General features: G+C 42.8%; 33 protein-coding genes. 29 read left to right on the forward strand and 4 right to left on the reverse strand.

The genetic code is table 11. From position 1 onward, the window contains the following. Nucleotides 1-40 precede the first annotated feature (40 nt). The 10 genes from PR767_RS18870 (at nucleotide 41) to PR767_RS18915 (ending at nucleotide 8,568) form a co-directional block, all read left to right on the forward strand. A complete protein-coding gene (locus tag PR767_RS18870; protein ID WP_272520757.1) occupies nucleotides 41-412 on the forward strand; it encodes a helix-turn-helix domain-containing protein in 372 nt (123 codons plus the stop codon). A gap of 202 nt (nucleotides 413-614) precedes the next feature. Beyond that, nucleotides 615-1,136, forward strand: coding sequence for a fimbrial protein (locus PR767_RS18875; RefSeq protein WP_272520758.1), 522 nt, complete (start codon nucleotides 615-617; stop codon nucleotides 1,134-1,136). Nucleotides 1,137-1,277: 141 nt separating this feature from the next. Continuing rightward, on the forward strand, nucleotides 1,278-1,760 hold the full coding sequence (locus tag PR767_RS18880; RefSeq protein ID WP_272520759.1) for a fimbrial protein: 483 nt from the start codon (nucleotides 1,278-1,280) through the stop codon (nucleotides 1,758-1,760). A gap of 58 nt (nucleotides 1,761-1,818) precedes the next feature. Next, nucleotides 1,819-4,353: an outer membrane usher protein gene (locus PR767_RS18885; RefSeq protein WP_272520760.1), complete on the forward strand. Its 2,535-nt coding sequence runs from the start codon at nucleotides 1,819-1,821 to the stop codon at nucleotides 4,351-4,353. Nucleotides 4,354-4,436: 83 nt separating this feature from the next. Beyond that, nucleotides 4,437-5,192, forward strand: coding sequence for a fimbria/pilus periplasmic chaperone (locus PR767_RS18890; protein WP_442959809.1), 756 nt, complete (start codon nucleotides 4,437-4,439; stop codon nucleotides 5,190-5,192). 56 nt (nucleotides 5,193-5,248) lie between these two features. Continuing rightward, a complete protein-coding gene (locus PR767_RS18895; protein ID WP_272520762.1) occupies nucleotides 5,249-5,872 on the forward strand; it encodes a fimbrial protein in 624 nt (207 codons plus the stop codon). A 14-nt stretch (nucleotides 5,873-5,886) separates the two neighbouring features. After that, on the forward strand, nucleotides 5,887-6,423 hold the full coding sequence (locus tag PR767_RS18900; protein WP_272520763.1) for a fimbrial protein: 537 nt from the start codon (nucleotides 5,887-5,889) through the stop codon (nucleotides 6,421-6,423). Next, the gene (locus PR767_RS18905) at nucleotides 6,420-6,944 is read left to right on the forward strand and encodes a fimbrial protein (protein ID WP_272520764.1); all 525 of its coding nucleotides are present in this window, start codon (nucleotides 6,420-6,422) and stop codon (nucleotides 6,942-6,944) included. The genes PR767_RS18900 and PR767_RS18905 overlap by 4 nt, the downstream gene beginning before the upstream one ends. Nucleotides 6,945-6,982: 38 nt before the next feature. Continuing rightward, nucleotides 6,983-7,516, forward strand: a complete 534-nt coding sequence (locus PR767_RS18910; RefSeq protein WP_272520817.1) for a fimbrial protein — start codon at nucleotides 6,983-6,985, stop codon at nucleotides 7,514-7,516. Between the two features lie 35 nt (nucleotides 7,517-7,551). Beyond that, on the forward strand, nucleotides 7,552-8,568 hold the full coding sequence (locus tag PR767_RS18915) for a hypothetical protein (RefSeq protein WP_272520765.1): 1,017 nt from the start codon (nucleotides 7,552-7,554) through the stop codon (nucleotides 8,566-8,568). A gap of 1,045 nt (nucleotides 8,569-9,613) precedes the next feature. Here PR767_RS18915 and PR767_RS18920 read toward each other — a convergent pair. The 3 genes from PR767_RS18920 to PR767_RS18930 all read right to left on the reverse strand — a co-directional run bounded on the left by PR767_RS18920 (nucleotide 9,614) and on the right by PR767_RS18930 (nucleotide 11,371). Beyond that, nucleotides 9,614-10,042 carry a hypothetical protein gene (locus PR767_RS18920; RefSeq protein WP_272520766.1) on the reverse strand — a complete coding sequence of 143 codons (429 nt, stop codon included), beginning with the start codon at nucleotides 10,040-10,042 and terminating at the stop codon, nucleotides 9,614-9,616. A gap of 388 nt (nucleotides 10,043-10,430) precedes the next feature. Beyond that, nucleotides 10,431-10,709 carry a cytoplasmic protein gene (locus tag PR767_RS18925; protein ID WP_272520767.1) on the reverse strand — a complete coding sequence of 93 codons (279 nt, stop codon included), beginning with the start codon at nucleotides 10,707-10,709 and terminating at the stop codon, nucleotides 10,431-10,433. A 29-nt stretch (nucleotides 10,710-10,738) separates the two neighbouring features. Further along, nucleotides 10,739-11,371: a recombinase family protein gene (locus tag PR767_RS18930; protein WP_272520768.1), complete on the reverse strand. Its 633-nt coding sequence runs from the start codon at nucleotides 11,369-11,371 to the stop codon at nucleotides 10,739-10,741. Nucleotides 11,372-11,565: 194 nt separating this feature from the next. On the opposite strand from PR767_RS18930, the gene PR767_RS18935 reads away from it, so the two are divergent. The 11 genes from PR767_RS18935 to PR767_RS18985 all read left to right on the forward strand — a co-directional run bounded on the left by PR767_RS18935 (nucleotide 11,566) and on the right by PR767_RS18985 (nucleotide 18,690). Further along, nucleotides 11,566-11,832: a type II toxin-antitoxin system TacA family antitoxin gene (locus PR767_RS18935; RefSeq protein WP_123382784.1), complete on the forward strand. Its 267-nt coding sequence runs from the start codon at nucleotides 11,566-11,568 to the stop codon at nucleotides 11,830-11,832. Then, on the forward strand, nucleotides 11,832-12,311 hold the full coding sequence (locus PR767_RS18940) for a GNAT family N-acetyltransferase (RefSeq protein WP_272520769.1): 480 nt from the start codon (nucleotides 11,832-11,834) through the stop codon (nucleotides 12,309-12,311). Before PR767_RS18935 ends, PR767_RS18940 begins: the two co-directional genes overlap by 1 nt. A 417-nt stretch (nucleotides 12,312-12,728) precedes the next feature. Continuing rightward, a complete protein-coding gene (locus PR767_RS18945; protein ID WP_036967867.1) occupies nucleotides 12,729-13,358 on the forward strand; it encodes a ParA family protein in 630 nt (209 codons plus the stop codon). 1 nt (nucleotide 13,359) lies between these two features. Further along, complete coding sequence (locus PR767_RS18950) at nucleotides 13,360-13,692, forward strand: hypothetical protein (protein WP_166685671.1); 333 nt, start codon at nucleotides 13,360-13,362, stop codon at nucleotides 13,690-13,692. Between the two features lie 258 nt (nucleotides 13,693-13,950). Beyond that, entirely contained in the window at nucleotides 13,951-14,922 is a 972-nt protein-coding gene (gene parM / locus PR767_RS18955) for a plasmid segregation protein ParM domain-containing protein (protein ID WP_272520770.1), read from the forward strand. 4 nt (nucleotides 14,923-14,926) lie between these two features. Beyond that, nucleotides 14,927-15,313 carry a plasmid partitioning/stability family protein gene (locus tag PR767_RS18960; RefSeq protein ID WP_272520771.1) on the forward strand — a complete coding sequence of 129 codons (387 nt, stop codon included), beginning with the start codon at nucleotides 14,927-14,929 and terminating at the stop codon, nucleotides 15,311-15,313. An 80-nt stretch (nucleotides 15,314-15,393) separates the two neighbouring features. Then, on the forward strand, nucleotides 15,394-15,777 hold the full coding sequence (umuD, locus tag PR767_RS18965) for a translesion error-prone DNA polymerase V autoproteolytic subunit (protein ID WP_272520772.1): 384 nt from the start codon (nucleotides 15,394-15,396) through the stop codon (nucleotides 15,775-15,777). A 5-nt stretch (nucleotides 15,778-15,782) separates the two neighbouring features. Next, nucleotides 15,783-17,051: a translesion error-prone DNA polymerase V subunit UmuC gene (gene umuC / locus PR767_RS18970; protein WP_272520773.1), complete on the forward strand. Its 1,269-nt coding sequence runs from the start codon at nucleotides 15,783-15,785 to the stop codon at nucleotides 17,049-17,051. A 553-nt stretch (nucleotides 17,052-17,604) separates the two neighbouring features. Further along, nucleotides 17,605-17,931 (forward strand): type II toxin-antitoxin system RelE/ParE family toxin, encoded by a 327-nt coding sequence (locus PR767_RS18975; protein WP_272520774.1) that lies wholly within the window; start codon nucleotides 17,605-17,607, stop codon nucleotides 17,929-17,931. Continuing rightward, entirely contained in the window at nucleotides 17,918-18,190 is a 273-nt protein-coding gene (locus tag PR767_RS18980; protein ID WP_219249711.1) for a helix-turn-helix domain-containing protein, read from the forward strand. Before PR767_RS18975 ends, PR767_RS18980 begins: the two co-directional genes overlap by 14 nt. 62 nt (nucleotides 18,191-18,252) lie before the next feature. After that, nucleotides 18,253-18,690, forward strand: a complete 438-nt coding sequence (locus PR767_RS18985) for a hypothetical protein (protein WP_272520775.1) — start codon at nucleotides 18,253-18,255, stop codon at nucleotides 18,688-18,690. A gap of 296 nt (nucleotides 18,691-18,986) precedes the next feature. Here the strand turns inward: PR767_RS18985 and PR767_RS18990 are convergent, their stop codons facing one another. Further along, nucleotides 18,987-19,163 carry a hypothetical protein gene (locus PR767_RS18990; protein WP_272520776.1) on the reverse strand — a complete coding sequence of 59 codons (177 nt, stop codon included), beginning with the start codon at nucleotides 19,161-19,163 and terminating at the stop codon, nucleotides 18,987-18,989. 102 nt (nucleotides 19,164-19,265) lie between these two features. Here PR767_RS18990 and PR767_RS18995 point away from each other — a divergent pair, with 102 nt between their 5' ends. From PR767_RS18995 to PR767_RS19030, 8 genes are all read left to right on the forward strand, one after another. Further along, complete coding sequence (locus PR767_RS18995) at nucleotides 19,266-19,556, forward strand: hypothetical protein (RefSeq protein WP_272520778.1); 291 nt, start codon at nucleotides 19,266-19,268, stop codon at nucleotides 19,554-19,556. 63 nt (nucleotides 19,557-19,619) lie between these two features. After that, nucleotides 19,620-21,620: a ParB/RepB/Spo0J family partition protein gene (locus PR767_RS19000; protein WP_272520779.1), complete on the forward strand. Its 2,001-nt coding sequence runs from the start codon at nucleotides 19,620-19,622 to the stop codon at nucleotides 21,618-21,620. Between the two features lie 41 nt (nucleotides 21,621-21,661). Next, nucleotides 21,662-22,405, forward strand: coding sequence for a plasmid SOS inhibition protein A (locus PR767_RS19005; protein ID WP_272520780.1), 744 nt, complete (start codon nucleotides 21,662-21,664; stop codon nucleotides 22,403-22,405). Beyond that, the gene (locus PR767_RS19010) at nucleotides 22,398-22,664 is read left to right on the forward strand and encodes a hypothetical protein (protein ID WP_272520781.1); all 267 of its coding nucleotides are present in this window, start codon (nucleotides 22,398-22,400) and stop codon (nucleotides 22,662-22,664) included. Before PR767_RS19005 ends, PR767_RS19010 begins: the two co-directional genes overlap by 8 nt. 802 nt (nucleotides 22,665-23,466) lie before the next feature. Then, nucleotides 23,467-23,718: a hypothetical protein gene (locus PR767_RS19015; RefSeq protein ID WP_272520782.1), complete on the forward strand. Its 252-nt coding sequence runs from the start codon at nucleotides 23,467-23,469 to the stop codon at nucleotides 23,716-23,718. A 96-nt stretch (nucleotides 23,719-23,814) separates the two neighbouring features. Continuing rightward, nucleotides 23,815-24,153, forward strand: a complete 339-nt coding sequence (locus PR767_RS19020) for a hypothetical protein (protein WP_272520783.1) — start codon at nucleotides 23,815-23,817, stop codon at nucleotides 24,151-24,153. 91 nt (nucleotides 24,154-24,244) lie between these two features. Further along, the gene (locus PR767_RS19025) at nucleotides 24,245-24,487 is read left to right on the forward strand and encodes a hypothetical protein (RefSeq protein ID WP_109912981.1); all 243 of its coding nucleotides are present in this window, start codon (nucleotides 24,245-24,247) and stop codon (nucleotides 24,485-24,487) included. 44 nt (nucleotides 24,488-24,531) lie between these two features. Further along, on the forward strand, nucleotides 24,532-25,341 hold the full coding sequence (locus PR767_RS19030) for an N-6 DNA methylase (protein WP_272520784.1): 810 nt from the start codon (nucleotides 24,532-24,534) through the stop codon (nucleotides 25,339-25,341). Nucleotides 25,342-25,792 lie beyond the last annotated feature (451 nt).

Here is a 25,792-nt window from a genome sequence, read left to right on the forward strand (position 1 = left end):
AGTTATGGTTTAGCGCAACATTTATAAAAAAGGTAGTAAAATGGAAGGGAATAAAGCAAGTGTTTTTTCTCAGGTATCCTCTAGGCAATATCTTACACAGGCGATAGGGCGCCAACTTTGTTTAATTCGTAAAGCACGAGGCTTGAGAGGAGACGATATTGCAAAAAAGCTAGGGGTCTCGCAACAGCAAGTCTCTCGTTATGAACGAGGGGTTTGCAAAATGGATGTTGATGCGTTGGTATATTTATTAAATCAATTAAATGAGCCGTTAGATCAATTTTTTTATGATGTATCACTAATATTAAAAAATGAAGTGCCAAAAGTATATGCTGAATATCAATTACTGTTTTTTCCATTAATTAATTATTCAAACGAATCGTGCTTTTTAACGAAAACGGAAAGTTATTCTTAATGGTTGTTTGATTTTATTCTCAATTGGTTTTTATTTAACTTAGTGAAATAAAAAAAGATTCATTATGATAATGATGGGTTTTTATTTGCTTTCATTATTGAAAGTAAGTTTTTTAATTATATTTAATTTTTATTAAGATGTGATTTTATTTAATTAAATCTTAATAAAGCCATTTATTTCCATTTTCTGTATTGAGGTAAATATGAAAAAAGTTATTTTTGCAACTCTAATTTCTGGCGCAATGAGTACTTCAGCTTTAGCGGTTGACGCAGGTAGTGGTACTGTCACGTTTACGGGGTCTATCATCGAAGCGCCATGTTCAATAGCACCAGGCGAAGAGAATCAAGAAGTGCCATTAGGCCAAGTATCTAATATCACTTTAGAAAATGGCGGCGCATCATCTTCTCAACCATTCACTATTGAGTTAGAAGGCTGCAACCTCGAAAACGACAACCAAGTTACCGTGACTTTTAATGGGACTGAAGCGTTGAATGGTGGGGCGACCACGGGTTTATTGCAAATCACCGGTGATGCTTCCGGGGCTGCTGTAAAAATCATGAATGCGTCTGGCTCGCAAATCAATGTGAACAGCGGTAATACACAAAACTACGTCGAAGGCAATAACACACTGAAATTCCAAGCGGCATTACAAGGTTTTCAAGGTACTACCCCAGTTCCAGGTAACTTCCAAGCCGTAACTAATTTTACATTAGCATACAACTAATCGCACAGCTCACGATGAGTGTCATTCCGTGATATTTCCCCTTGGCGTCTATGTGGGCTAAGGGGGATTTTGGAAAGAAGGGGAAACGGGAGTATGAGGATCATTTCAGTAAGCGCGTTGTTCATGTTAGCTCAGAGCGTATTGATATCGCCTGTGCAGGCTGAGCTATTATCACTTTGGGGGCGTATTGGCATGAGCGGCAGTATTGTCGATTCGGCGTGTGCTATTGACACTGGCTCCTATGAACAGACGGTGGATATGGGAATGTTGCCTATTGGCACGCTTCGCCAGCAAGGACGGGGGCCCGTTCGTCCTTTTTCAATTGCCTTGATTGGTTGCACCCTAACCCCATATGCGGGAGAGGCTTGGCAAAAGTTTTCAGTCACTTTTGACGGTCCGGTCGATGGCGAGTGGTTCTTGGTCTCCGGTGATGCGCGGGGGGTGGCTTTGGCACTGCAAGATGCACAAGGACAGCCAATTTACCCAGGACAATCGCCCCCAAAACAAGCCATTGTATCAGGAAATTCCGTGTTGCATTACGGATTACAGTTGGTGTCTGACACACGTCCGCTACGGCCTGGAGAGTATCAGGGGGCCTTGCGCTTTAAGCTCGATTATTACTAAAAATGCGTCATTTTTTACGTTTCTTTTTTCCTGAACTTGACTTTTAGGGATGTTATTTATGTCTTCAACACAACCAACATTTTTTCGTCTTCGCGGCCTGAGTCTGATGATTGCCTTATCCTTATACGGGCTCTCTGTGCCAGTTCTTGCGGCCGAGGCGTTTGAATTTAATACTGATGTGCTTGATTTAGAAGACAAAACTAACATTGACCTGAATCAATTTTCCCGTGCCGGCTATATCATGCCAGGCACTTATTCCTTTACCTTAAAAGCCAACGACGAACAGCTGGGTGAAGTGTCTGTGCCGTTTTATCCGCCAATGAACGACCCGGAGGGGAGTGAAGCTTGCCTGCCACCGGCAGTGGTGAGTCAATTGGCGCTCATTCCTTCTGTACAAAGCGATTTGGTGTGGTGGCATGACGGTGAGTGTTTATTGGTGGACAGCGTACCGGGTATGCAAGTGCGTGGCGATTTAGCGACATCATCTTTGTACGTCAGCATTCCACAAGCTTATCTGGAGTATACCGCCCCCAATTGGGACCCGCCGTCACGCTGGGATGAGGGAATTCCGGCATTAATGCTCGATTATAACGTCAACAGTAATGCCAATAACTCATACAACGGTGGGCGTGACAGTTATGCGTTAAATGGTAACGGGGTCGTCGGCGTGAACTTAGGAGCGTGGCGCTTTCGTGCTGACTGGCAGGGGCGATTAAACCACAACACGGGGTCGGGCGATGCGACCAATAAGGAGTTTGATTGGAACCGCTTCTACGCGTACCGTGCGCTGCCGAACTTAGCGGCTAAACTGATTATCGGAGAAGATTACCTCGTGTCCAACATGTTTGACTCGTTCCGATTTATTGGGGCAAGCATACGCTCGGATTTGAATATGTTGCCACCCAATCTGCGGGGGTATGCTCCGGAAGTGACGGGGATTGCTAAAACCAATGCCACGGTAACCGTGAGTCAACAAGGACGTGTGTTGTACGAGACACAAGTTGCTCCAGGGCCATTTCGTATTCAAGATTTGAGTGATGCGGTTAGCGGTAAGTTGGATGTGGTGGTTAAAGAGCAAGACGGTTCCACCCAAGAGTTTCAGGTGGACACGGCAAGCTTACCGTACTTGACCCGTCCCGGGCAAATTCAATACAAGTTAGCGTTAGGCCAACCGACTAATTACCAGCGTCACAGTGAAGGTGACAGCTTTGTAACGGGAGAGTTTTCGTGGGGTGTTAATAACGGGTGGTCATTGTTTGGGGGGAGCCTGAACAGCCAAAACTATAATGCGGTCTCATTGGGTGTTGGACGTGATTTATTGGCCTTTGGTGCATTGTCCTTTGATGTGACGCAGTCCTTTGCCCGTTTGCCAGGACAAAGTAGTGTTAGTGGGGGCTCATACCGCATTAACTACTCGAAACGCTTTGAAGCGATTGACAGTACCATTCAGTTTGCGGGCTATCGCTTTTCAGAGCGTGATTTTATGTCGATGTCCGATTTCTTGAATGCGTTAAAAACAGGGGAGCGTTATGGGGGCAGCAAAGAGCTGTATACCGTGTCGCTCAATAAAAACTTTGCAGATCTTGGGATGTCTCTGTACCTGAACTACAACCATCAAACGTATTGGGATCAACCGGACAATGATTACTACAGCATCATGCTGTCGAAGTACCTGGACATTGGCCCACTTAAAAATGTCAGCATTAATCTGTCCGCTAACCGCAGCGAGTACAACGGCGTCAAAGATGACAGTGTGTTTCTATCGACCTCATTTCCGCTCAGTAACGGGGCCAATGTGGGCTATTCCTTAAACAGCAGCCGGTATGACACGACTAATCGTGCGACCTACTACGACCGCATTGATGATCGGACAACGTACCAACTCAGTGCGGGTAGTAGCAAAAAAGGCGGAACGGGCAGTGCGTTTATTACCCATCAGTCGGATGTAGCGCGTCTTACCGCCAATGCCAGTTACATGCATAACCAATACAGTGCGTTTGGGCTTTCTGCCAGTGGCGGCGTAACGCTCACGACGGAAGGGGGCGGGTTACATCGTATTAATACCCCAGGCGGGACGCGGATGCTAGTCGACACCGATGGGGTTGCTGGTGTACCGATTAAAGGGTTTGGCGCCCCAATTATCTCGAACGCGTTTGGTAAAGCAGTGGTGGGGGATGTGAACAGTTATTACCGCAGTAAGGCGCAGATTGATTTGAATGCGTTGCCAGATAATGTGGATGCACAGCAATCCGTGGTCCAAGCGACCTTAACGGAAGGGGCGGTGGGTTACCGTCACTTTGCAGTGGTCTCGGGACAAAAAGCGATGACGGTGTTGCGTTTACCGGATGGTAGCTTCCCCCCGTTTGGGGCACAAGTACAAAACGGCAAGGGTCAAAATACAGGGATTGTCGGGGATGCGGGCAGTGCCTATATCAGCGGTATTAACGTAGAGGATGCAATGACGGTGACGTGGGGGGAAAGCAAAGCGTGTGAAGTACGCTTCCCAACGGCGTTAGGCTCTTTGCAAGAGGCTATGTTGTTGCCGTGTACACCGACAGTGCGTGCTGACGTAAGCGGTAAATCATCAACATAAAAACGGCCCGCACGAAGACGGTGTGGACTATATTCGGATTGGATTTTAGGGGATAGAGTATCCTTCCCATTGGATAAAGGTAAATGACCATGCAATTAAAAATGGTATCGCGTGTTGTCTCAAGTCTTATCGGTCTTACGATATTAAGCAGTACCGCTTATGGGGCGGTGTCCATGGATCGAACCCGTGTCATTTTTGATGGAAGCCAAAAATCGATTTCGCTGAATATCTCGAACAACAATAAACAACTGCCCTATTTAGCACAAGGGTGGATTGAAAACATCGAAGGGCAAAAAATCCAGTCGCCGTTGGTGGTGTTACCGCCAGTTCAACGCTTGGAGCCCGGCAAATCGAGTCAGGTGAAAATCGAGGCGCTGCCAGCAATCAGTAACTTGCCGCAAGATCGTGAATCACTGTTTTATTTTAACTTACGGGAAATTCCGCCAAAAAGTGATAAGCCGAACACCTTGCAAATTGCCTTACAGACGCGAGTGAAACTGTTTTATCGTCCGAAAGCGATAGTCCCGGAGAAAAATGGTGCACCGTGGCAAGAAAAATTGACTTTGGAAAAGCAAGGTGACCAGTACGTGGTGAAAAATCCGACGCCGTATTACGTGACGATTATTAACGCGACCGCCAACGCAAAATCATCGAACGGCAAGGAGTTTACACCGGTGATGGTCTCACCGTTTGGTCAAGATACGCTTGGGGTCAATGCTAGTCAATTGGGGAACAGTCCAGTGCTGACGTACATCAATGATTTTGGAGGACGTCCGACGTTGACGTTCCGTTGTCAGAGTACAGCGTGTGACGTCGTGCCCAATAATAAAAGCGAATAAGGCGGCATCAGCAGCAGTATTCAGGGGCTGATGTTATCGACAAAAAGGAGAGTCAGATGGCTGACCAACAAAAAAAATGCGAGTTTCGTCACTGCCTGCTTGCGGCGGTGTTGAGCACTATCGTCAGTGCGCCGAGCCTGGCGGACAATAACAACAATATTTATCGCCCCGTCGATAACTGGAACGTGGATGGGCAGCACGGGGTGGTGTATGTCAAAGGGTCTTTGACAGAAAGCCCGTGTCATTTGGCGATGACTTCGAGTTACCAAACGGTGGAGATGGGAAACTTAGATACCGGGACCTTGCAGCACAATGGTAAAGGGGTGCCCATCCCGTTTCAGATTGAACTGGAAGATTGCTTAGAAACGGCGAGTCGACTTCAAAATATTCAAACAGGGATGACAGCGTGGAGCTCGACGCAGCCGGCCGTAAAAATTCGTTTTGTGGCACCGACAATACCGTTTAATCCAGACTTTATCCGAGTGACGGGGGTACAAGGATTGGGATTAGCCGTGACGACGCCGGGTGGTACGTTATTACCGATGGGACAAGACAGTGAACCGCACTTGTTGCCCTCAGGGCAGAGTCAGTTGACCTATTACGTTACGCCGGTAAGAACAGGCCAGCTTGTGCCGGGGGCGTATTCGGCACTGATCGCCTTTGAAATGTTGTACGAGTAGGAGTGGCCATCATCATGACAATACTACGACGTCAACGTTTATGTCGCCCCCCGAAAGCGCTGGCAACAAGTTTACTGCTGAGCAACCTGATACTATTTTCCACGGTTGTTCTGGCAGAAACCTATACCTTAACTGTGAAGGTCACCGTGGTGGAGAAAACCTGCGACATCTACGGGGATGGTGGTATCGGCCAACCCATCACGGTGAATATGGGCGATTTGATTATCAAGAATATTAATGGGGTTGATTACGGAAAAACTGATATTCCCTACACACTCGATTGTGAAGATGCGGCAAGTAATCCAGCCTTGAAGCTGAAATTTGATGGCCCGCAGATGGGGGGGCAAGCGGGTAATGTGTTGTCCACCTCAGATCCCAATTTGGGATTACGGCTTATGGCGGATAATAGTAACCTGAATTTGGCAACGTGGCGTAATTTTAATTATAACACGAAACCTGCCCTCAGTGTGATCCCGGTTGGCAGTGGTACTGGGGGAATTAATGACGGTCAGATGGCCGCGTCCGCCACGTTGAGTGTGGAGTATCAATGATGATGAACCGACAAATCAAGATATCCGCGATGGCATTATGGTTAAGCAGCCTGGTACCGCTGGCGACGTATGCGGTGGAAGTGAACTTTACCGCCAATTTAATTCAAAATCCACCGTGTGATGTCGCTGGGCCGGATGGTCCCGATCAGCCGATTAAAGTGCCTTTTGGGGAAGTGGGGATCACCAAAATTGATGGGGTGAACTATCAACAAGATTTTACATTAACCCTTAGTTGCGGGGAAGGACTGGGGAACGCGGTGGCCTTGTATCTGCAATACCGCGGTATGCAGGCGCCGTTTGATAATAAGGCGTTACAAGCGAGCCAGTCGGGCCTAGGCGTTCGACTGTATCACGAAGGGATAGTGATACCTCCGAACAGTGGCACCCCGATAACTATGTCGGATAACGGGACGGAATCGTTGCCATTGTACGCGGTACCAGTTAAGGATGCTGATCCTTCGGCGACGTTGTACGAAGGGGACTTTACGGCAACGGCCAGCGTGGAGATGAACTACCCATGATAACACAATCAAAAAGCAGATACAGTCGAAAAGCCAGGATGACTCTCAGTGCTATCTCCCTATCATTGGCCAGTCTGTTTTCGTTGGGTGTGCAAGCCGCGAATAGTAATGATATTGAGTATAGTGGGACGCTAATTGCCTTGCCGTGTACGGTTGACCCGCTTTATGAGAATTTTGGGATTGATTTTGGCGGCAATATTAATTCGAAGGATTTGGTGGAGGGGCAACGTCGCTACAGCAAGGAAGACATTTTGTTTCACTTGACGGACTGTGATTCGTCGCTTGGAAACACGATATCGGCGAAATTTAGCGGTGCTTCGATAACGACCAATGGGTTGTTAAACGTGGACGCGGGGAGTCAGGCGAGTGGGGTTGCCGTCGGGCTCGAAACCCCTAGTGGGGTAGCACTGCTGATAAACAATGCGCAAGTGGAACCCGTTGTGCCGATAACGAATGGGGAGATGACTATTCGGATAAGGTCGTATTTACAAGCGGTGGAAGGGGCGACTATTGCCTCAATGACTCCAGGTTTTTTTACAGCAACACTGACATATACTTTAGTCTATGAATAAGCTCATATAGCAATATGACTATAAAGGGATTCACTATGAGAATATTAATTATTCTATCATTATTTCTAACTCCACTCTTATCGTATTCAGCGACAATAACTTCTAATGTATCATTGTATGGCAGTGAAGGAAGAACATGGCAAAACGGTAGTCATAATAACGCTAATAATGGTTGGCCTTGTGGTGAATGGGCAGGAAATGTTTTTTGTTATTCAATGCCTACATATGAGCTGAATGATTGGTGCTCATCCTATCCCTCTGGTGGCCCGCCTTGGGCAAATAATCCAGCGTGCGGTAGAATAGTAAATGGTGGGATTAGGCAAGGTTATCCTTTGGTTATTGGTTTTGAACCTGGAGCTATTTACGATAAAAGCTCATCTTGCCAGATAAAAATTACTGTTAGTAACACTGTTGGGGCTTATTATGGAACCGGTAGCTTAGTTGGTTTTACCCAGAGCTCAGCCAGCATAACCTCAAGCAACGGTGTTAGGGGATTTCTTGCTGAATTTAGAGCGACGTTTAGTAATTGTCGTGAGGCTATGATGGATTTAGGGATTAAGCATGGGTATGGTACAAACTGGAACTATAAATCGGTTCTAGGTACAGGCAATCCAGTAACACGTTTGTGTATTTATGTTGATAACCAGTCATTAGGATGTAACACAGCTCCTGGCTCAACAGTGCCACCTCAACCTGCAGCTTGTAATATTAATGTTCCGCTAACATTGGATTATGGTGTTATTAATTCGATTGACGTTAGTGGGGCACAGCGAGATATTACTATCGATTATCAATGCAATAAGTCTGCAACAGTTTCATTTTCTTTGTTAGATGCAACCCCTATTAACTCTGGTGTTGCGATTGATATGGGAGAAGGACTTACTTCTGAGCTGTGCTTTTTATCTGGAAATGATTGTCCCAGTAGTGGCGGCGCAAATGTAAAAGTAACAGGAGTGACTGGTTCGGTCAAATTACGCTCAACCCTTAAAGGTTCAGATATTCGTGGTGGTGCTTACTCTTCACACGTAACAGTTGTGAGTGCTTTTTATTAAATGTATTCAGTTGTTTAAAGGCTGTATTTTCTTCGGTGACTCTACTGGAGTCCACCGTTGATTTTGATGTGAGTGTATTAAAATCCTTGAGGCGCGGAGCTGAGGTGGCGGAGTCTTTCAAACAAGGCCGTTAATTTCTGGCGAAGCAGTATGATGTAACGTGGTGGTTAATCAGAATATACATTAAGGTGGAATAGTCTGAGCTCCAAATGCAGTGATAAAAGGATAATGGTCGGTATTGGCGAACTGTGTTGGTACCGATTTTATTATGCTTGAAGGTGACTAATGAGGGAGACTGTTGAAAAGTTTTCCTGAGGATAATCCCACAACCATATAGAGTCCTCTGACTTAAAATTCAATATATAGCGAACCTAGTGTTTTATTTATTATAAATAATTAAACTTTGCAATAGTATCCCCCACTTTGAATTTTGGGCGTAAGATCCATATTGCCTAATGGATTTTTAAATAGAAACAACTCACCACTACCTCTAATGTTTACAGTGGCATGATTCAATACCCGTGAGTTATGCCCCGCTTTTTATCGTTGATTCATTGAATACGTGATCATTTTTCATAATAAGCTGAAAAAGTATCGGTCTATTCGTGTAGTTTTATTTTGAAAATGCACATAAAACCTATGTGAAAATTAAAGATAAGTCGCTTTACTTTCGACATCATTTTTAACAATAGAATGATGCGTTCAATATCCATTACTTTCCCCTGGCATATCGCCTATTAATTTATCAAATAGGGGATGAAATGTTACATTGAAGAACATCTTCGAATACTTTAAACGCTGACTAGTTGCGCTGAAATGTGAGTAATAACAAATTAAAATTGTGGTGACTGCGTTGAATCCGATCATGCGTTGATAAAAATACGTGATAGTTAAGCACTAGAGTTGAGTCTGAACTGAGGGGGATTTACTTATATAAGTTGGTTGTTTAATGTGTAGTTAACGTTAATAGTTTCATGGTGTTAGGAGAATAATATCTGGGGCACTATTTATAACAGACCTATGAGAGTAGCGAAAGAAAAAATAACTATTTTAAGTTTGATGAGGTTGGCTCGCCATTACTGGTGGTACAATTGCGATCCCATAATTTTTCGATCCCACCTTGATAGTCAAACTCGTCCATACCTTCAATCATCGGTATAGATATATTAATTGTACCGTCTGGCTTACTGTATGTTTTTACAATAAATTTCTTAGATTTCATTTTATGGTGAAGATCATTGTGATCTGAGACTAAACCGCAGACATAACCGACTTCGCCCCCATTATGAGATATTTTATTTTTATAATATATTACATCTTTAAATGACTCTAACTTAGGGTTATTTAGGTAGCCTAACACTGTTCTTTTCGACGTTTCAATTAAATCTGTATTATGTTTATATGAAATAGATAACCCAAATATAAATCCGAAAATAAATAAAAACAGACCAGTAATGATATGAAATAATTTCATTTTAACTAACGATGCTCCATACAAGGTCATAAATATTAGCGTGGGATAAATATAGTGGTAAATGCCTAATATGATAAGGGGTATTATATAACTTTCTATATAAATATTATATGAGTAATCTAAAATAATACCAGAAAATTTATCATTCTATAAATGATTAGTACACTAAAGGCTAAAATATTCAAAATTTGATGGTTTAATTATTAGTGGTAAAATCAAGGAACTTGATATGGTTCCACTTATTATTAAATAGGTCAACCTATCGTGTCTAATAGTAGAATAAAATTAAGGGGGAGTGGGCAGTGATTTTACCTGAATGTGTTATAAAAATGACGGGTAAGCATTATTGCCATTACAGCCGCTAAATGCTCACAACGAGCGTAACAGATTAACCTTCTATTATTTTTAAAGACCAACGACTTCCGCCATACAGTGTTGAACCAATGATTTCTTCCCATATATCGTGTTCGGTGAGTAAGTGTTTAATCGATTGGAATTCGATATGCGTTAAAACGCATTCTTCTCCTCCATTTTGTGATAGCAAAAGATAACCTTGGGGTATGCGAACCGAGGATTGAAAGGCGGCCTTTGTGGATAAACGATAAAATGTGGTGATTGTATATCCTCGACGTAATAGTCCGAGGAGTTGTTCTGTTGATATCGCCATACGTTTTTCCTCTCTAAATAGAATACCGATTATTTTTGTTGATAACGCAGCTGAATTCGACAGACTTGTGAGCAACTATAGCCTGTGGCATCTGCGGTTTCACGAATACTGAGTCCTTTTGTTTTTCGGTAGTAAATCACTTTCTCATGACGCTCTTTATCCGCCTGCTTTCCTTTGTATTTACCTAAAGTCTGGGCGCGTTCGATACCTTGTTTTTGTCGTTCGCGGCGACTGATCCAATCTTTGTGTGACATGGTCGCCATCAAATCAATCAACATAGTATTAATAGCAGAAAGTACTGCTTGTGTGATGGGATCATTTTGTGTGGGATCATGGCTATTTAAGGCTTGCCAAGATGTAGGAATATCAAGGCTGACAATCCGTAACTCATGTTGCTCTATTTGTTTTTTCAGTTTTAGCCAATCGGCATTATTTAATCGAGTGAGCCTATCAATTTGTTCAACTAATAAGATATCACCTTGTTGACTATCACTGAGTAGACGAGAAAGTTCAGGGCGTTCTAATTTTGTGCCGCTAATATGCTCGCGATAATAATTCGCAATTTTTCCTCCTCGTGCTTCAACAAAGTCATTCAGCATATTTTTTGCTCTATCTGCATACTGATCTTCAGAAGAGGCTCTGAGGTAAGCACGTATGAACATATTTTCACCAATCTATCGCATTTAAGTTATCTCATTAAAAGTATCGCATATAGGTTATATCATTGGTAGTGAATTGATGATTTTTATCTTATGTCATTGGAGTATACCTATATGCAATATGTGAATGTGTTGACAATAGATATACGTCAGGATATTGTATATCTATTGTGTATGTGTATATAGGAGTTACTGTCATGCGTAATGCTGCAATTAATCTTCGGGCTTTACCTGAACAACGAGACTTAATCGATGAAGCTGCTAGTCTTCTTGGTAAGAACCGATCTGATTTTATGCTTGAAGTCGCTTGTGAAAGAGCGCAAGCAATATTACTAGACCAAGTTTTTTTTCAATTAGATAATGAAAAATTTCAGCAATTTAATTTATTACTTGATGCTCCAGTTAATAGTAACCCTGGTCTAGATCGTTTAATGTCAATAGAAACACCATGGAAGGAAATATAGTGAATCTGCAACTATCAGCTCCTAAACCATTATCATCATCTCATAGACTGGATGATTTTTTTTGTGGTGAATCATCTTTAGATGATTGGCTAAAGCGTCGGGCTCTATCTAACCATTTGAATGGAGCCAGTCGAACCTTTGTTATTGCAGATTCATATCAACATGTTTGGGGTTATTATGCATTAGCGACTGGAGCAATTTCACATAATGAAGCTACAGGACGTGTTCGTCGAAATATGCCTGAGCCAATTCCAGTTATTGTTCTTGGAAGATTAGCAATCGATTTACGTGCTCAGGGAAGAAAACTAGGTGCTTCGTTATTACAGGATGCTGTTATTAGAGTTAGAGCTGTTGCTGAAAATACTGGGGTTCGTGCGTTACTCGTTCATGCCTTAAATGATAAAGCAAAACAATTTTATGAATACTATGGTTTTACTGCATCCCCTATTAGCCCTATGACATTGATGCTTAGACTATAATTTAAGCTTTATCTTTTATAAGTGGGTTCAACGATACCTTATCATTTAGTTAAAGCACATAAGTAAAATGATACGTTTCTCGATCTACACTCATACCTTTCATATAGTTATACTCAAATGATATAGCAAACAATACAACACAAACATTAGAATTTAACTAATAGCTTCAATTAAATATATCTTTATAACTAGCAGTTAGCTAGCTTATAGCATGCAGCAATCATATAGGTATCCATAAAGGATATATTAAGTTAACTTTTTAATAGCTGGCTATATGATTGCAGCTATCTATCTTTCAGCATGAAGCAATCTTGTAGTTGTCTATAATGAATGTAATAAATAAGCTAGCTTTCTTTTAGATAGTTGCAAGATTGCAGCTATCTATCTATTATGTATTTAAAATACTACGGAGGTTATATGGCGTGGATAGTAGCGTTTATTTCTCAGAAAGGTGGTGTAGGGAAAAGTACTGAAGCAAGGGCATTAGCTCGTGAAGCAACAATGGGAGGGTTGAAAACTAAACTAGCTGATTTAGATACAGAGCAAGCAACTTCAGCTGATTGGCATAGAAGGCGGTTATCTGCTGGATTACCCCCTGCTGCTTCTGTGGAAGTTTTTTCAACCGCAGCTCAAGCTCTTTCAACAACAGAATCATATGATTTATTAATTATTGACGGACCAGCCAGGGCCAGTAAAGGTACATTAGAAATAGCAAAAGTTGCCGATCTGGTTGTTCAACCAACAGGAGCATCACTAGACGATTTAATTCCTGCGGTCAAAGTATTTAATGGATTGGTCAAAGATGGTATCCCTCGTTCAAAGTTGATCTTTTCATTGAGCAGAATTGGAACTGATGCAGAGGAAAGTGATGCAAGAGAATATATCAAGGATGCAGGCTATGAAGTTCTTAATGGCTGTCTTTTGGAAAAACCTGCATATAGGCAGGCTCAAAATGCAGGGCTAACTATTTCAGAAACTAGATATAAAGGACTTAATACACGTGCGGATGAATTGATTCAATCTTTAATTAATAAGATAGGAGAATAACATGGTTGATGTTTCTAAACTAAAACGAGGGAAATCTAGACTGGGAACTCCTCCATCTTCAGAGGAAACTGCTCCAGGTTTATCTGCTCCTGAGATTGCTCCATTACCACAAGGATCTCAGTCAATAACAAATGAGACTACTGTTGCTGATAATCATTATATTAGAAGAGATGGACGATCAGCACGAAAAACGAATCGAACACTTGCTTTTGCAACGCGTGTAACTATTGAGTTTGACAAAGAAATTCGTGAAATAGCTGAACGAGAAGGATTGTTACTTGTTGAGGTGTTAGAGGAATCGCTCAACGCTTACAAAGAAAAGAAAGGTTATTAGACGTTATTGCAGCTAGTTTGCTGCAATAATATAAGCTTAAAATCTTGCTGCTAGTTTGCTGATAGCTTGTAGGTAGGTTGCTGATAGCTTGTAGGTAGATAGATGATAGGTTGCATTATGATTGCAGATAGATTTTTGGTTTATTTTATTATAAGATACTCAATGTGAGTTTTAACTTGTAATTATCTTTATTAAATCCTCAAATTGAGTAATTAAAAATTGCAATTAATACTCAAATTGAGTCATAAGTGGGGATGTATGAAATTATATTGCGACGATGGTTCCACAAATGTGAAGCTGGCATGGTTTGACAAACAGGCACTTCAAACTAAATTATCAACGAATTCATTTAAAAAAGGTTGGAAAATTGAAGGGTTAGGTGGAAAGGGGACGTTTAACTATGAATTAGATGGTCAAAAGTTCACTTATGACGAGGTCAGTGAGCAGGCAATTAGAACGACTCATATTGAGTATCAGTATACAGATGCGAATGTCCTTGCTATCCACCATGCACTTTTAAGTAGTGAGCTTGAACCTCAAGATGTCGATCTGGTTGTCACTTTACCTATCAGTGAGTTCTATACGGCAGATTGCCAAAAGAATGAGTTAAATATTCAGCGAAAGATTGAAAATGTTCTACGCCCTGTAAAACTGAATAAAGGAATAACCTTTACGATTAAAGACGTCGAGGTGATGCCTGAATCTTTACCTGCCGTGTTAACCCAATTAGTTAATGATAATGTGGGTGAGTTTGAAAAGTCACTGGTAATTGATTTGGGGGGAACAACACTGGATGTGGGCGTGATTGTGGGTCAGTTTGATGGGGTGAGTGCCATTCATGGTAATTCTGAAATTGGTGTTTCAATGGTCACTCAAGCTGCGCTGAGTGCATTGAAAATGGCGTCCAGTGATACCAGTGCGCTGGTTGCGGATGAGTTAATAAAGCAACGTCACAACGACCAGTTTGTGCGTCAAATTGTGAATGATGAGTCGAAAATTCCATTAGTATTAGAAACCATTGATTCTGCAATAAAACAATTAGGAGAACGTGTCGTCGATGAACTCAGCCAGTTTAAAAACGTAAATCGCATTTATCTGGTTGGCGGCGGGGCTCCTTTAATTGAACCCGCAATCCGAAAAGCATGGCGTCTTATAAATGATAAAATTACACTGTTAGACTCGCCACAAACGGCATTAGTTGAAGCCATAGCCTATTTTAAAGAGGATTAACTCGATGAGTCTTGAGCGGAAAAAATTTACGTTATACCTTCATCCCGAAAACCCAGCTGATAAACAGGCATTAGAGATTATTGAATCGATACCACGTTCAGCTAGGGGGGAGTTTTTCCGCCATGCATTTATCTGTGGCGCGGCATTACAACACCTCGATGCACGATTACCTGCGTTGTTGGCCACACTCTTTAACGAGGCATTGACGGCAGAACAGCTTGTTATGTTAGTCTCTCAAACGACGGGTTGGAAACCATCACAGGCTGAAATTCAGTCTGTCATCAAAGCGCTTGGCGTTAATTCAACGTTGAAAGAAGACAGCAGTATTACAGAGATAAAAGCTAATCAGCCTTTAGTGAAAGTAAAAAACAAGTTATCAAAACTAGTATAAAAAGAGTACTCGGGATATTTGTGTAGTGTGAAAATATGCAGTATATTAATACTGTTTATTTATACAGTATTTGGTGTGCTATGCAAATTCCTATTTTTGAAAGTTTGATTGCCTGCGGTTTTCCCAGTCCTGCACAAGATCACATTGAGCGCAGGCTATCCCTCGATGCTGAATTAATTCGATATCCTGAAAGTACTTATTTTCTTCGTGCATCAGGAAATTCGATGAAAGAAGCAGGGGTACTCGATGGCGACTTACTTGTAGTAGAAAGCCATCTCACCCCAAAACAGGGGGATATCGTTGTCGCAGAGTATAACGGGGAGTTCACTTGTAAATACTTACAAATACATCCTGTGCGGGCGCTCATTCCTGCCAATCAAGCATTTGAAACACTATTAATCACTGAAGATATGGATATCCAAATCTTCGGTATCGTTCGTTATGCGGTGCATACTTGTCGGTAAATAACATGTTTGCGCTTATCGATGTCAACTCTATGTATGCCTCTTGCGAAACCGTATTCCGGCCCGACCTGAAAGGTAGACCGATTATTTGTCTTTCAAATAACGACGGATGTGTTATTGCGCGTTCGGCATCTGCTAAACCCTATATCCGCATGGGGGCACCGTATTTTGAAATTAAGTCGATAATCAAACAAAAGCAAATCGCTGTATTTTCTTCAAATTATCCCTTGTATGCCGATTTTAGTAATCGGTTTGTCACAGTAGTTTCGAGTTTAGTGCCCCAAGTTGAGGTTTACAGCATAGACGAGTGTTTCTGTAATTTATCAGGAATGGAGGGGATTTATTCCTGGCATGAACTTGGCCATAAACTCAAAGATGAAGTTTTGAAGCGCGCGCATTTACCTGTTGGGGTTGGGATTTCAACCACAAAAACGTTGGCTAAGCTCGCTAACCATGCCGCTAAAACATGGAAAAAAACCGAGGGTGTTGTTGACCTTAGTTGTCCCAGCCGACAAAAAAAACTCATGGCATTGACGGCCGTAGGTGATGTGTGGGGAATAGGGCGAAAACTGGCACTGAAGCTTAACCAATGCGGGATTAAAACGGCACTAGATTTAAGCCGTTTACCTACCCATGAAGCACGCAAACTGTATTCCGTGGTACTCGAAAGGACAGTAAGAGAGCTGAATGGAGAATCGTGTCTTCAGCTTGAAGAAATTGCCCCACCTAAAAAACAAATCATTTGCTCACGTTCCTTTGGTGACAAAATTACGGACTATCATTTATTACGTGAATCTGTCTGTGCATTTGCTGAACGAGCTGCCGAAAAATTACGCGAAGAAAAGCAGTATTGCAGGATGGTGTCTTTATGGGTTGAAAGTAGTTACTTTGCTACTCAACAACCGTTTTATCATGGACATGAAACACAGGCACTGGTTTATCCTACTCAAGATAGCCGGGATATCATACACGCAGCAGTAACTTTGCTAGAAAGATTGTGGCAGCCTAATGTGAAGTACAGTAAAAGCGGCATTATGCTCAGTGAATTTTCCCCTTCAGGGCAAGTACAACTGAATTTATTTGAAAACCATCAATCGTATAAAAACAGTGAAGCGTTAATGCATACTATCGACCTAATCAACCAAGATAAAGGAACCATTTGGTTTGCGGGCCAAGGTATCCAGTCCCAGGTAATGCCATGGAAAATGAAGCAGCAGTTTTTATCTCCCCAATGGACAACAAAATTTTCAGATATTCCCATTGCAAAGTGTTAGTGTGATTAAAAAACGCCCACTCAATTGTTTGATTGAATAATCAGACAATTACAGTAATTATCCCCACTAAAAGTGGCAGTTATCCCCTGAAAATGGGGATAATGCCCGCAAAATTAATTCAGATTAGGGCCTCATTCTTTCAGAATGAGCCACACTATTTAAGTGCTTTGGCCGTTTTTTTGGGACTGTTATTGTGATAAATCTGCGTATAGTTGAATTGTCTAAACTTAACTCGTTGATAGTAAGGCCAAACCATTAGTATTCGTTAATTTCATCGAGGGAGAACGTCACCCCCTAAAATGGCGCTGCCCTGAGTTTTTTGTTTTAAATGGCCTCTCAAGTAAGCCTTTTGTACCATGGCCAAACTACAGCGAAGGTGAAAGCCAAAAAATGGCGGATTACTTAAATCAAGTTGTCATGGATGCCAAAACTAATACGCTGAAAAATACCCAATGAGTAATGAAGCCACGAAAATTAAAGTGGCTTTTTTTACACCTTAAAAATTGCATTAAAATGCAAATTGCAGTACAATGCAATATATAGGGGGTTGGAAATGTATACTGTCAGATACCACGAAGAAGCAGAAAAAGAAGCTAATGACTTACCGATTAAGATAAAGGTTAAGTATGACCGTATTGTACAAAAAATGGAAATCAATCCACATATATTAAGAGAGCCCGACACAAAACCCCTAGGGGATGGGCTATTTGAACTCAGAACAATGGGGAATGATATTGCACGAGGAATTTGGGTATACCATAAAGGAAAAACGATTTACATGTTGCGGATTTTTATAAAAAAATCTCAAAAAACGCCAAAAACAGAGTTTGAGATAGCTAAAGCGAGACTACAGGAGATACTGAATAATGAAAACGCATAATGAATTGCACAATGAATGGATGAAAAACCCAGAATATAAAGCCGCTTATGAGGAAGAACTACAAAAAGAAAAACTCCAAGCTCTACTGACAGAATGGCGCACAAATGCAGGTTTGACTAAAGCGGAATTAGCCAAAAAACTGGGTGTTAATCCCTCTACAGTCACGCGCATGGAATCCAATGTCGATAACGCGAGTATCAGAAATATTATCAAATATGCTGCTGCTTGTGGTGTTAGAAACCCGACAATCTCATTGTAAGGAAATTTTTGATGATCATCACTCATGCGAGCTTCAATAAAATTACTGAGGTAACAAAGGACATGGATGTACGCTTTTTAAAAGGCTGTCTGTGCTTTGGTAATGAGGGAAACGAATACAATCTATCGGCTTGTAATTATCAATACAATATCGAAGTCGATAATATCATTGATACTAAGTCATTTTTTTATCGACACGACGTTGATGAAAAGGCAGTGCAAGAAGTCTTTCAACAAGTGAGAAAAGACTTAGGACTATTAGACGTTGATGATGATGTGATAGCACAATTATTAGATGAGTCTATTAGCGTGTGGGACAATGATTTTAATTACAGCCATTCTTATGATGATGATGGTGAAGCATCCTGGGCTATTCAACAATATCAAGGCATTCTAGCTCATAAACTTGGTTATGATTGCGCAAGATCGACAGATGAGCAAGGAACCGTGTATATCGCTTATTGTGTTGGTCGCCCGTTGCTCGAAGTGCCATGCGAATAATGTTCCTTTAGCTATCTTTCCTTCACGCATCCCCTAAGAATTAAGCCAGGCATTGAGCCAAGCTTAATTCGAACACCCGTTACCCACTTTGACACACAATCGGTGCAGGTTCCCCGTACACTTTCGTGAGGCCAGCTTTTGAAGGCTGTCCTCACTGGTTCACCTCATGTGGACAATGTGGATAACGGGCTTAACGTCAACCACTGCGCCTTTTAACGTTTTCAACGTGGCGCAAAGGGCAGGGGTGCAGCTCCCTGCGGGACCGCCCCTGGTTCACTGCTTAGCTGCGCTAAGCGCTAATGGCGACTTGCCGTTCGCTTCTCTCGCTGCAAGTCGGGTGCTGCCATTTTCATCGCCTGTGTCGTTAATCGTTCGTTGTGCCCCACCGCTTGGCCTAAACATAGCATCGTCTCGTCATACAGCAAGCGTAAAGTGTACTCCACCAAAATTCTTGTCGCTGCGCTTTCCAACAATTTTGTCTCCGCCCTTGCTTCCTTCCTCGTCTCGGCTATGTACGGCCTTTGCAGCGGAGGAACTCAACGAAAGAAATCATTAACACGGTGGAGGATTCAAAAATGTCATCACATCAAAACCTTGCAGCTCCAGAATCTAACGAAAGAAGGGGTAAAACCCCACTGACTCATGACCAGAAAGAGGATTTATTGCATTACATCGCGCCATTAACTCGTCTGTTGGATTTGTTCGAGGGGGATATTTCACCTGAGTTATACGATGAAGAAATCACACTGCACAGTGATGCATTCGATTCTAAGAGTGTTTTTATGAAAGAGGGCTATCCGATTGGCTTTAGTGACAATTTAAACAACATGTACTATCTGCGTCCTGAACTCATTCAGGCATCTTAGGTGCTAAGAGAGCCTTGTCACTCTCTTAGCAAAGACACATTAAAAACAATAGAGGTATCAATTATGTCTACATTAGAAACTATCATTAACCCAAAACAACGTAAAGCAAAAAAAGGCACAAAATCCGCACAGGCCGACGCGATTTATCAGGCATTAGACAGCATGGAAGCACATGTGTTGCCGTTATCGGCATTAGTACAGAGTGAACTCAATGTCCGTAAACGCCCAATCGATGCAAAAGCCTTGTCAGAACTGGCAGACAGTATTCAAGCGGTGGGCGTATTACAAAACTTGGTGGTTTACCCGATGGACAATGACGTCTACGGCGTAGCAGCGGGTCAACGTCGTTTACTGGCGTTACAACAGTTAGTGACAAAAGGGCATTTAGCCTCGAGTTTCCCTGTGCCTGTCAAAGTGGTCTCGGAGTCCGATGCGCTGATTATTTCCCTGACGGAGAACAGCCAACGTGAAGCCATGCATCCAGCCGACCAACTTCATGCTTTTATCGAGCTACAAAAAACAGGTAAGAATGCGTCTGAAATTGGTGACTTATTGGGATTCAGCACTCACCACGTGAAAAAATGCCTACGCTTGGCCAATATGGCTCCCGAGCTATTAGCTGAATTGGATGCGGACAATATCACCTTAGATCAACTACAAGCGTTAGCTGGAATCCCTGACCACGACCGCCAAGTCATGGTATGGAACAATGCCATTGGGTGGAAAAAAGAGCCACGTTACTTACGTGAAGCGGTTGAAGAAACCAAAACCCCCGTCGAAAATAATCGACTGGTGAAGTTTGTTGGGTTGGATGCCTACGAGCAAGCAGGAGGAACCCTTGAAATTGACCTCTTTACCGAAGCAGGATTTATTGAAAACGCCCCACTATTAGAAAAATTGGCACTCGATAAACTCACTGTCTGTGCAGAACTGTTAGCGGATATTGAGGGCTGGCAGTTCGGTATTGCCCGTTTAGAGCGTCCGAGCTTTTACGGTAATGACGGGGAAACTTTGTCTCTTAGTCATGTGTCCGAGGTGGTCATTCCCCCTGAATTTGCGGATTTACTGGCTGAATTGCGTGCTTGTGAAGCAGATTTACGGGAGCAAGCATTAAATGCAGAGGAATATCATGAGCAAATCGACCTTTGGCAAGCCGTGAATGATTGCGAAAATCAAATTGAAGGCATTAAAGACCGTACCAAAAATCAAGCGTGGACAGCCGATGGAAAAGCAACAAAAGGCGTAGTGGTCTACCTTGACCGTGATGGAGAACCGTGTGTCATCCGTGGCGTCATTGACTTAGCACAGCAAGAGCCACAGTGCAGTGAAGAGGAAAGCAAAACTGAAAGTGTGAGTGAGCAATCAACGACTCAAGTTGAGACGGTTTCTACCTACAGTGCAGCCTTGTGCAAAAGTCTCTCTTCTGAGCGCACCTTGGCAGTTCAAGCAGCACTGACTCAGCATCCGATCGTGGCACTGGCGATTTTGGTTCACGGTGCGTGTATTCAGGTGTTTGGTTCACCGTATGCCAAAACTGCATTTAACATTAAATTCTCGCTCTCTCAGGAGGAGTTACTCAAAAATGCCCCGACTGCCCAAGACAGTGAAGCATTGCAATTACTCAATACGCAATTTGAGTCATGGTCTGCCCGTCTCCCCGATGGGTGGCAAGCGGATTTCTCATGGTTGTTGTCATGGGAGCAAGCGGATCTAGTCGCATTACTGGCGTTTTGTTCCGCGCAAACTTTAAGTGAAGTAAACCATCATGCTCCGCACGATAACACGTTAGCTAAAGCCCTGCGCCCCATTGAACACGCGATTGCCTTCGATTTCCGCCAGTGGTGGCAGCCAACCAAAGCCAACTTCTTTGGGCGCATCAGTAAAGACCAAATCAGTGATTGTTTAGCAGAGGCAGGCGCATCAGATAAAGCCCTTGAAGCCGTCAAAATAAAGAAAGGGGAGGCCGCGGAATTAGCTGAAAATACCCTCAAAGACACACATTGGCTGCCTAGCTGTTTTCTCGATGTAAAAGCCGACACTCACCACTCCGATAACGCGCAATAATAAGATGGGAGACACTGCCCGAAAGGGCAGTGTGAATAATCATGACAACCATTCCAAACCATTTAGCCCTTGTTCCCTTTAATGACCGTCAATATGCCGCTGCAAAAGCCATCCTCTTTGTCGAAGATAAAATGCAAAAAGGACAATATCAAAAACGGTATCCGTATGCGTGTGCGTTAATTCGATTTTTTACGGGGAATAAAGGGGCAATAACCGCAAAAGACTTGCACTCTACGTTGGTATTAGCCTTTGAAGATAAACGTGAAATGCCATCAAAAAATCGCTATCTTGCCGCCCTTGATACGTTTATTCAGTCACGTGGTTATATTTGTCCGTTGCCGCTGTGTGATCATCATGTCCGAGATTTTTTTCCTGAGCTGGATTACCGCGACTGCGAACGGCAGGGGCGAAAAATTCAGTCTCAAGTGCATGTCGTGAGCCGTGCCCGACAAAAAGCGCAAATTAAAGCCGAGCAACGGTATCAAAATCGACTAGCTCAAGCCGAAATTGAGTTAGCCTTTATTACCCCCAGTGAGTTTAAATCGTGGTACAACCGGTTTAATCATGATGGGATTGAAGAGTATGATTTGATTGAATTGCTTGTAAACTGGACGACGCGATTTAACAATTTAAACTTGAGAAAATACCTTGATTTTGCACCGTTGTGGTCGGCTCTCTTAGATTTCAATGAGGATATCGATACCCGATCATATGGTGAGCAATTACTGGATAATTATACTATTCCCAATAAATTAACCCGTTTAAAGGGCGTTGACGATGAATGAATGGAATGTGGTGTTACTCGAAACTGAAGACAGTTTGGTGTTAATGATGCGGGGTGAGCACACGAAAGAAACCGTCATTAATTCAGCGATTGCCGCGAATGAAATCGCTGAGAGTGACCGCGTCACGTGGTTAGCCTGTGAAGATATCAACGTAGGTTATTACAAAACGGTGTCCAGAGAAGGGTATGAGACCTATTATTATCCCGTCAGTCAGGATATTAACGGAGCATTTTTAGCCACGTGTCTTGTGATCTTTTAAGATGGGTAGTGTGAGTTTGAAAACGTCCATATTGAACTGTGTCATCGCGCGTTAAAAGTCTTTGAAGAGTAAGAATAGTCAAGGGCTGTTCGGGTAACCCCGACCAGCCCTTGATCTCTTGAATACGGGTGATCGCAAGTTAGCCGCTAAGTGTGAAAATAGTGGATTTTGATATAAAAATAATGTGGTTTCATTGAGGTGGCGATTAAGTACAGTAGGTTTATATTCGTAAAACAATGAGATACAGAATTTTAATCATAAGTTTGAATTGAAGCTCATTCATCAAAAAAATAAAGTCACGTCTTATGGGTTCCTACGGCAGCTCGATTTCTTCGAGCTGTCGCCTGCACTCCAACGCCATTCGTTTTACGAATGGGTTTCCGCAGAGCCGCAAGCGTCTCTGTCCTTCTGATAGCAAGCGAAACCTAACTGCACGGCATTTCGAGCTTCGCACGGCCGTTAAGGACGCCACGCGTTGCGTGTCGGCCGATTACCTCCTCACACGACGGTTATTTTCTTACTATCAGCCCATTCGCTAGGGCTTAAACATAGCCTCAACTCGTCATCCAGCAAGCGTAAAGTGCACTCCAGCAAAATTCTTGTCGCTGCGCTTTCCAACAATTTTGCTTCCGCCCTTGCTTCCTTCCTCGTCTCAGCTATGCACGCCCTTGCCGCGACTGAACTGACAGTAAGATGAATTAACACTTTCAAAGAGAACTACGAGGCCATCGGTGAACGTCAACACCGCCACGCCAAAACCTCCAGAAAGATGAGTTAAAAGCCAAAAACAAGGAGTATCAACATGAATTATCGAGTTTTTATTGCAGAAACCTATAAGAAAAATGTGACAGGGCAAGCGGATGAAGTTTATCACTTTAACTCCATTGCCGAATTCTTCACTTTTCTGAAAAAAACGAAATTCGCGGAAAAAATGAACATGAATTACCACTATGTCTTAACCGATGGAACAAAAAACGCTGATTTAACTTACCCCGAAATTGAAAGCGCCAATCACCTTAAACCGTTTAAAAAACAGGTTCGCCAATACCGTTAAAGCGACCTATTGAATAGCGCGAAACATTAACGCGCTATTCAATATCGAGCCTGTTCGATATTGAACCAACCACTAAATCATAAAAGGAGAAAGAGTATGTATCACGCATTAGAGCAATACGAAACAGACAGTTACCAAGAAACCCAAAGCGCAGAATTAATGTATTGGGTAGGGCGTGAACAAGCGGCTAAAACTGCCCCGACAGAAATCACCTTAATGCAATTTATGGATGCGTTATCCGTTATGCCCCCGTTGGATTGGCAAGGCAATAACAATACAGAATCATTTAAGTTGCAAGAAATGGTCATGGGGAACGTGACTGACATTTTTGTCAAAGTGGACGGACGTTATTTTACGTTTCGGGATGTATTAACGTTATCCCATGCGCAAATTATTTCGCGTGTGCGTTGTGCTGGATTACTGGCGCAACAATGAAAAAAGCAGGCTTTCGCCTGCTTAATCCGTGCCTTGATGAAATTTTTGCGAAAGAACTCAAGGCAATCATCAACTCAAAGGAGAAACTCCGATGAACTCAACAATCATGGCATACGCTGCCAATCCTGTAAAGCCCAAAATGCCCGTCGCGTCAAAACGTCGGGTCATGCGTCACGATATCGCGATTAGTGATATTGAGCCTACCTATCGGGCAATGGCGCGACATATCGACAAACAGCTTAAACGCAAACAGCCCGTTCGCATCCCTGCAATGAATAACCATTGTTTAGGGCAACTCTTGCGTTGTTTGGAACTGCGTAAATCGTGGATTTAAGTTAACTCACTGCCCCTTTTCAGGGGCAGTTTTGGAGCGTCGATATGTCACAATTGAGTTTTTTTGATGTAGATTTAAGCCAACCTGTAAAAACCCCCAGTCCTATCATTTCAGGCTCACCTAATAAGATAGACACAAAGACAGACAAAACAGTCGAAAAAGCAACCCTAACAATGGTTCACACCAAGTCAAAGCGCGATTTTCACACCGAGTTTATTCAATTATTTAATCAAACGGCACGTTATCACAGTCGTTTAGATGTGTTTCGGGATTTTATTCATGTTGCCGTGATTTCATTAGAAAACAGTGTAAAAAAATGCGAAGAATTGGAACAAACCTATTTTAAGGTGATTGCGCGTTATGAAAGCGCTGATTTGGATGCGTTTTCGAAACTATTAGCCCTTTGTGTTAACGCCTTAGACCAGCAAGCCACCGATTTTTTAGGTGCGGTGTTTATGTCCCTTGAGTTAGGTGAAGGGGCATGGGGGCAATTTTTTACCCCATTTCATATCAGCCAGCTAATGGCAAATCTTATCATCGGTGATTGCAGCACGATAATTGAAAAAAATGGCTATATCAGCGTGTCCGAGCCAACGTGCGGGGCGGGCGGAATGGTGATTGCCTGTGCCAATTCTGTGTTACAACAAGGCGTTAATCCGCAAATGCGCATGATCGCAGTGTGTACCGATATTGATGAGGTTGCCGCCCGAATGTGCTACGTCCAACTGGCATTATTGGGGATACCCGCCATTGTGAATATTGGTAACAGTTTAACGCTGGACGTTCGTCAAACGCTATATACCCCGATGTTAATGTTAAATTCATTTCGCTTTAAATCCTTTTTAACAGCCTAATTCACGTTATTTCAAGGGGATTTATTCCCCTTTTTTGCGCATCGGCTTAATCCTGGCATCGAGCCAGGCTCAATCCGACAACGTCAACCCCTGCGCCTTTTTACGCTGACGCGTGGCGCAAAGGACAGGGATGCAAGCTCCCTGCGGGAGCTGCCCCTGATAAACCGCTTAACGTTGTTAAGCTCAAAGGACGCCTTGCGGTTCGATTCTCTCGCCGCAAGTCGCGGTTGCGTCATTTTCAGCCACTGTGTTGTTAATCTTTCGCCAAGCCCCTCCGCTCGGGCTTAAACATAGACTCAACTCGTCATCCAGCAAGCGTAAAGTGCACTCCAGCATAATTCTTGTCGCTGCGCTTACCAACAATTTTGCCTCCGCCCTTGCTTCCTTCCTCGTTTCGTCTATGCACGCCCTTTGCAGCGAAGGAACTCAACGAAAGAAATCATTAACCCAA

Source organism: Providencia sp. PROV223 (assembly GCF_028479245.1).
Lineage (GTDB): Bacteria > Pseudomonadota > Gammaproteobacteria > Enterobacterales > Enterobacteriaceae > Providencia > Providencia rettgeri.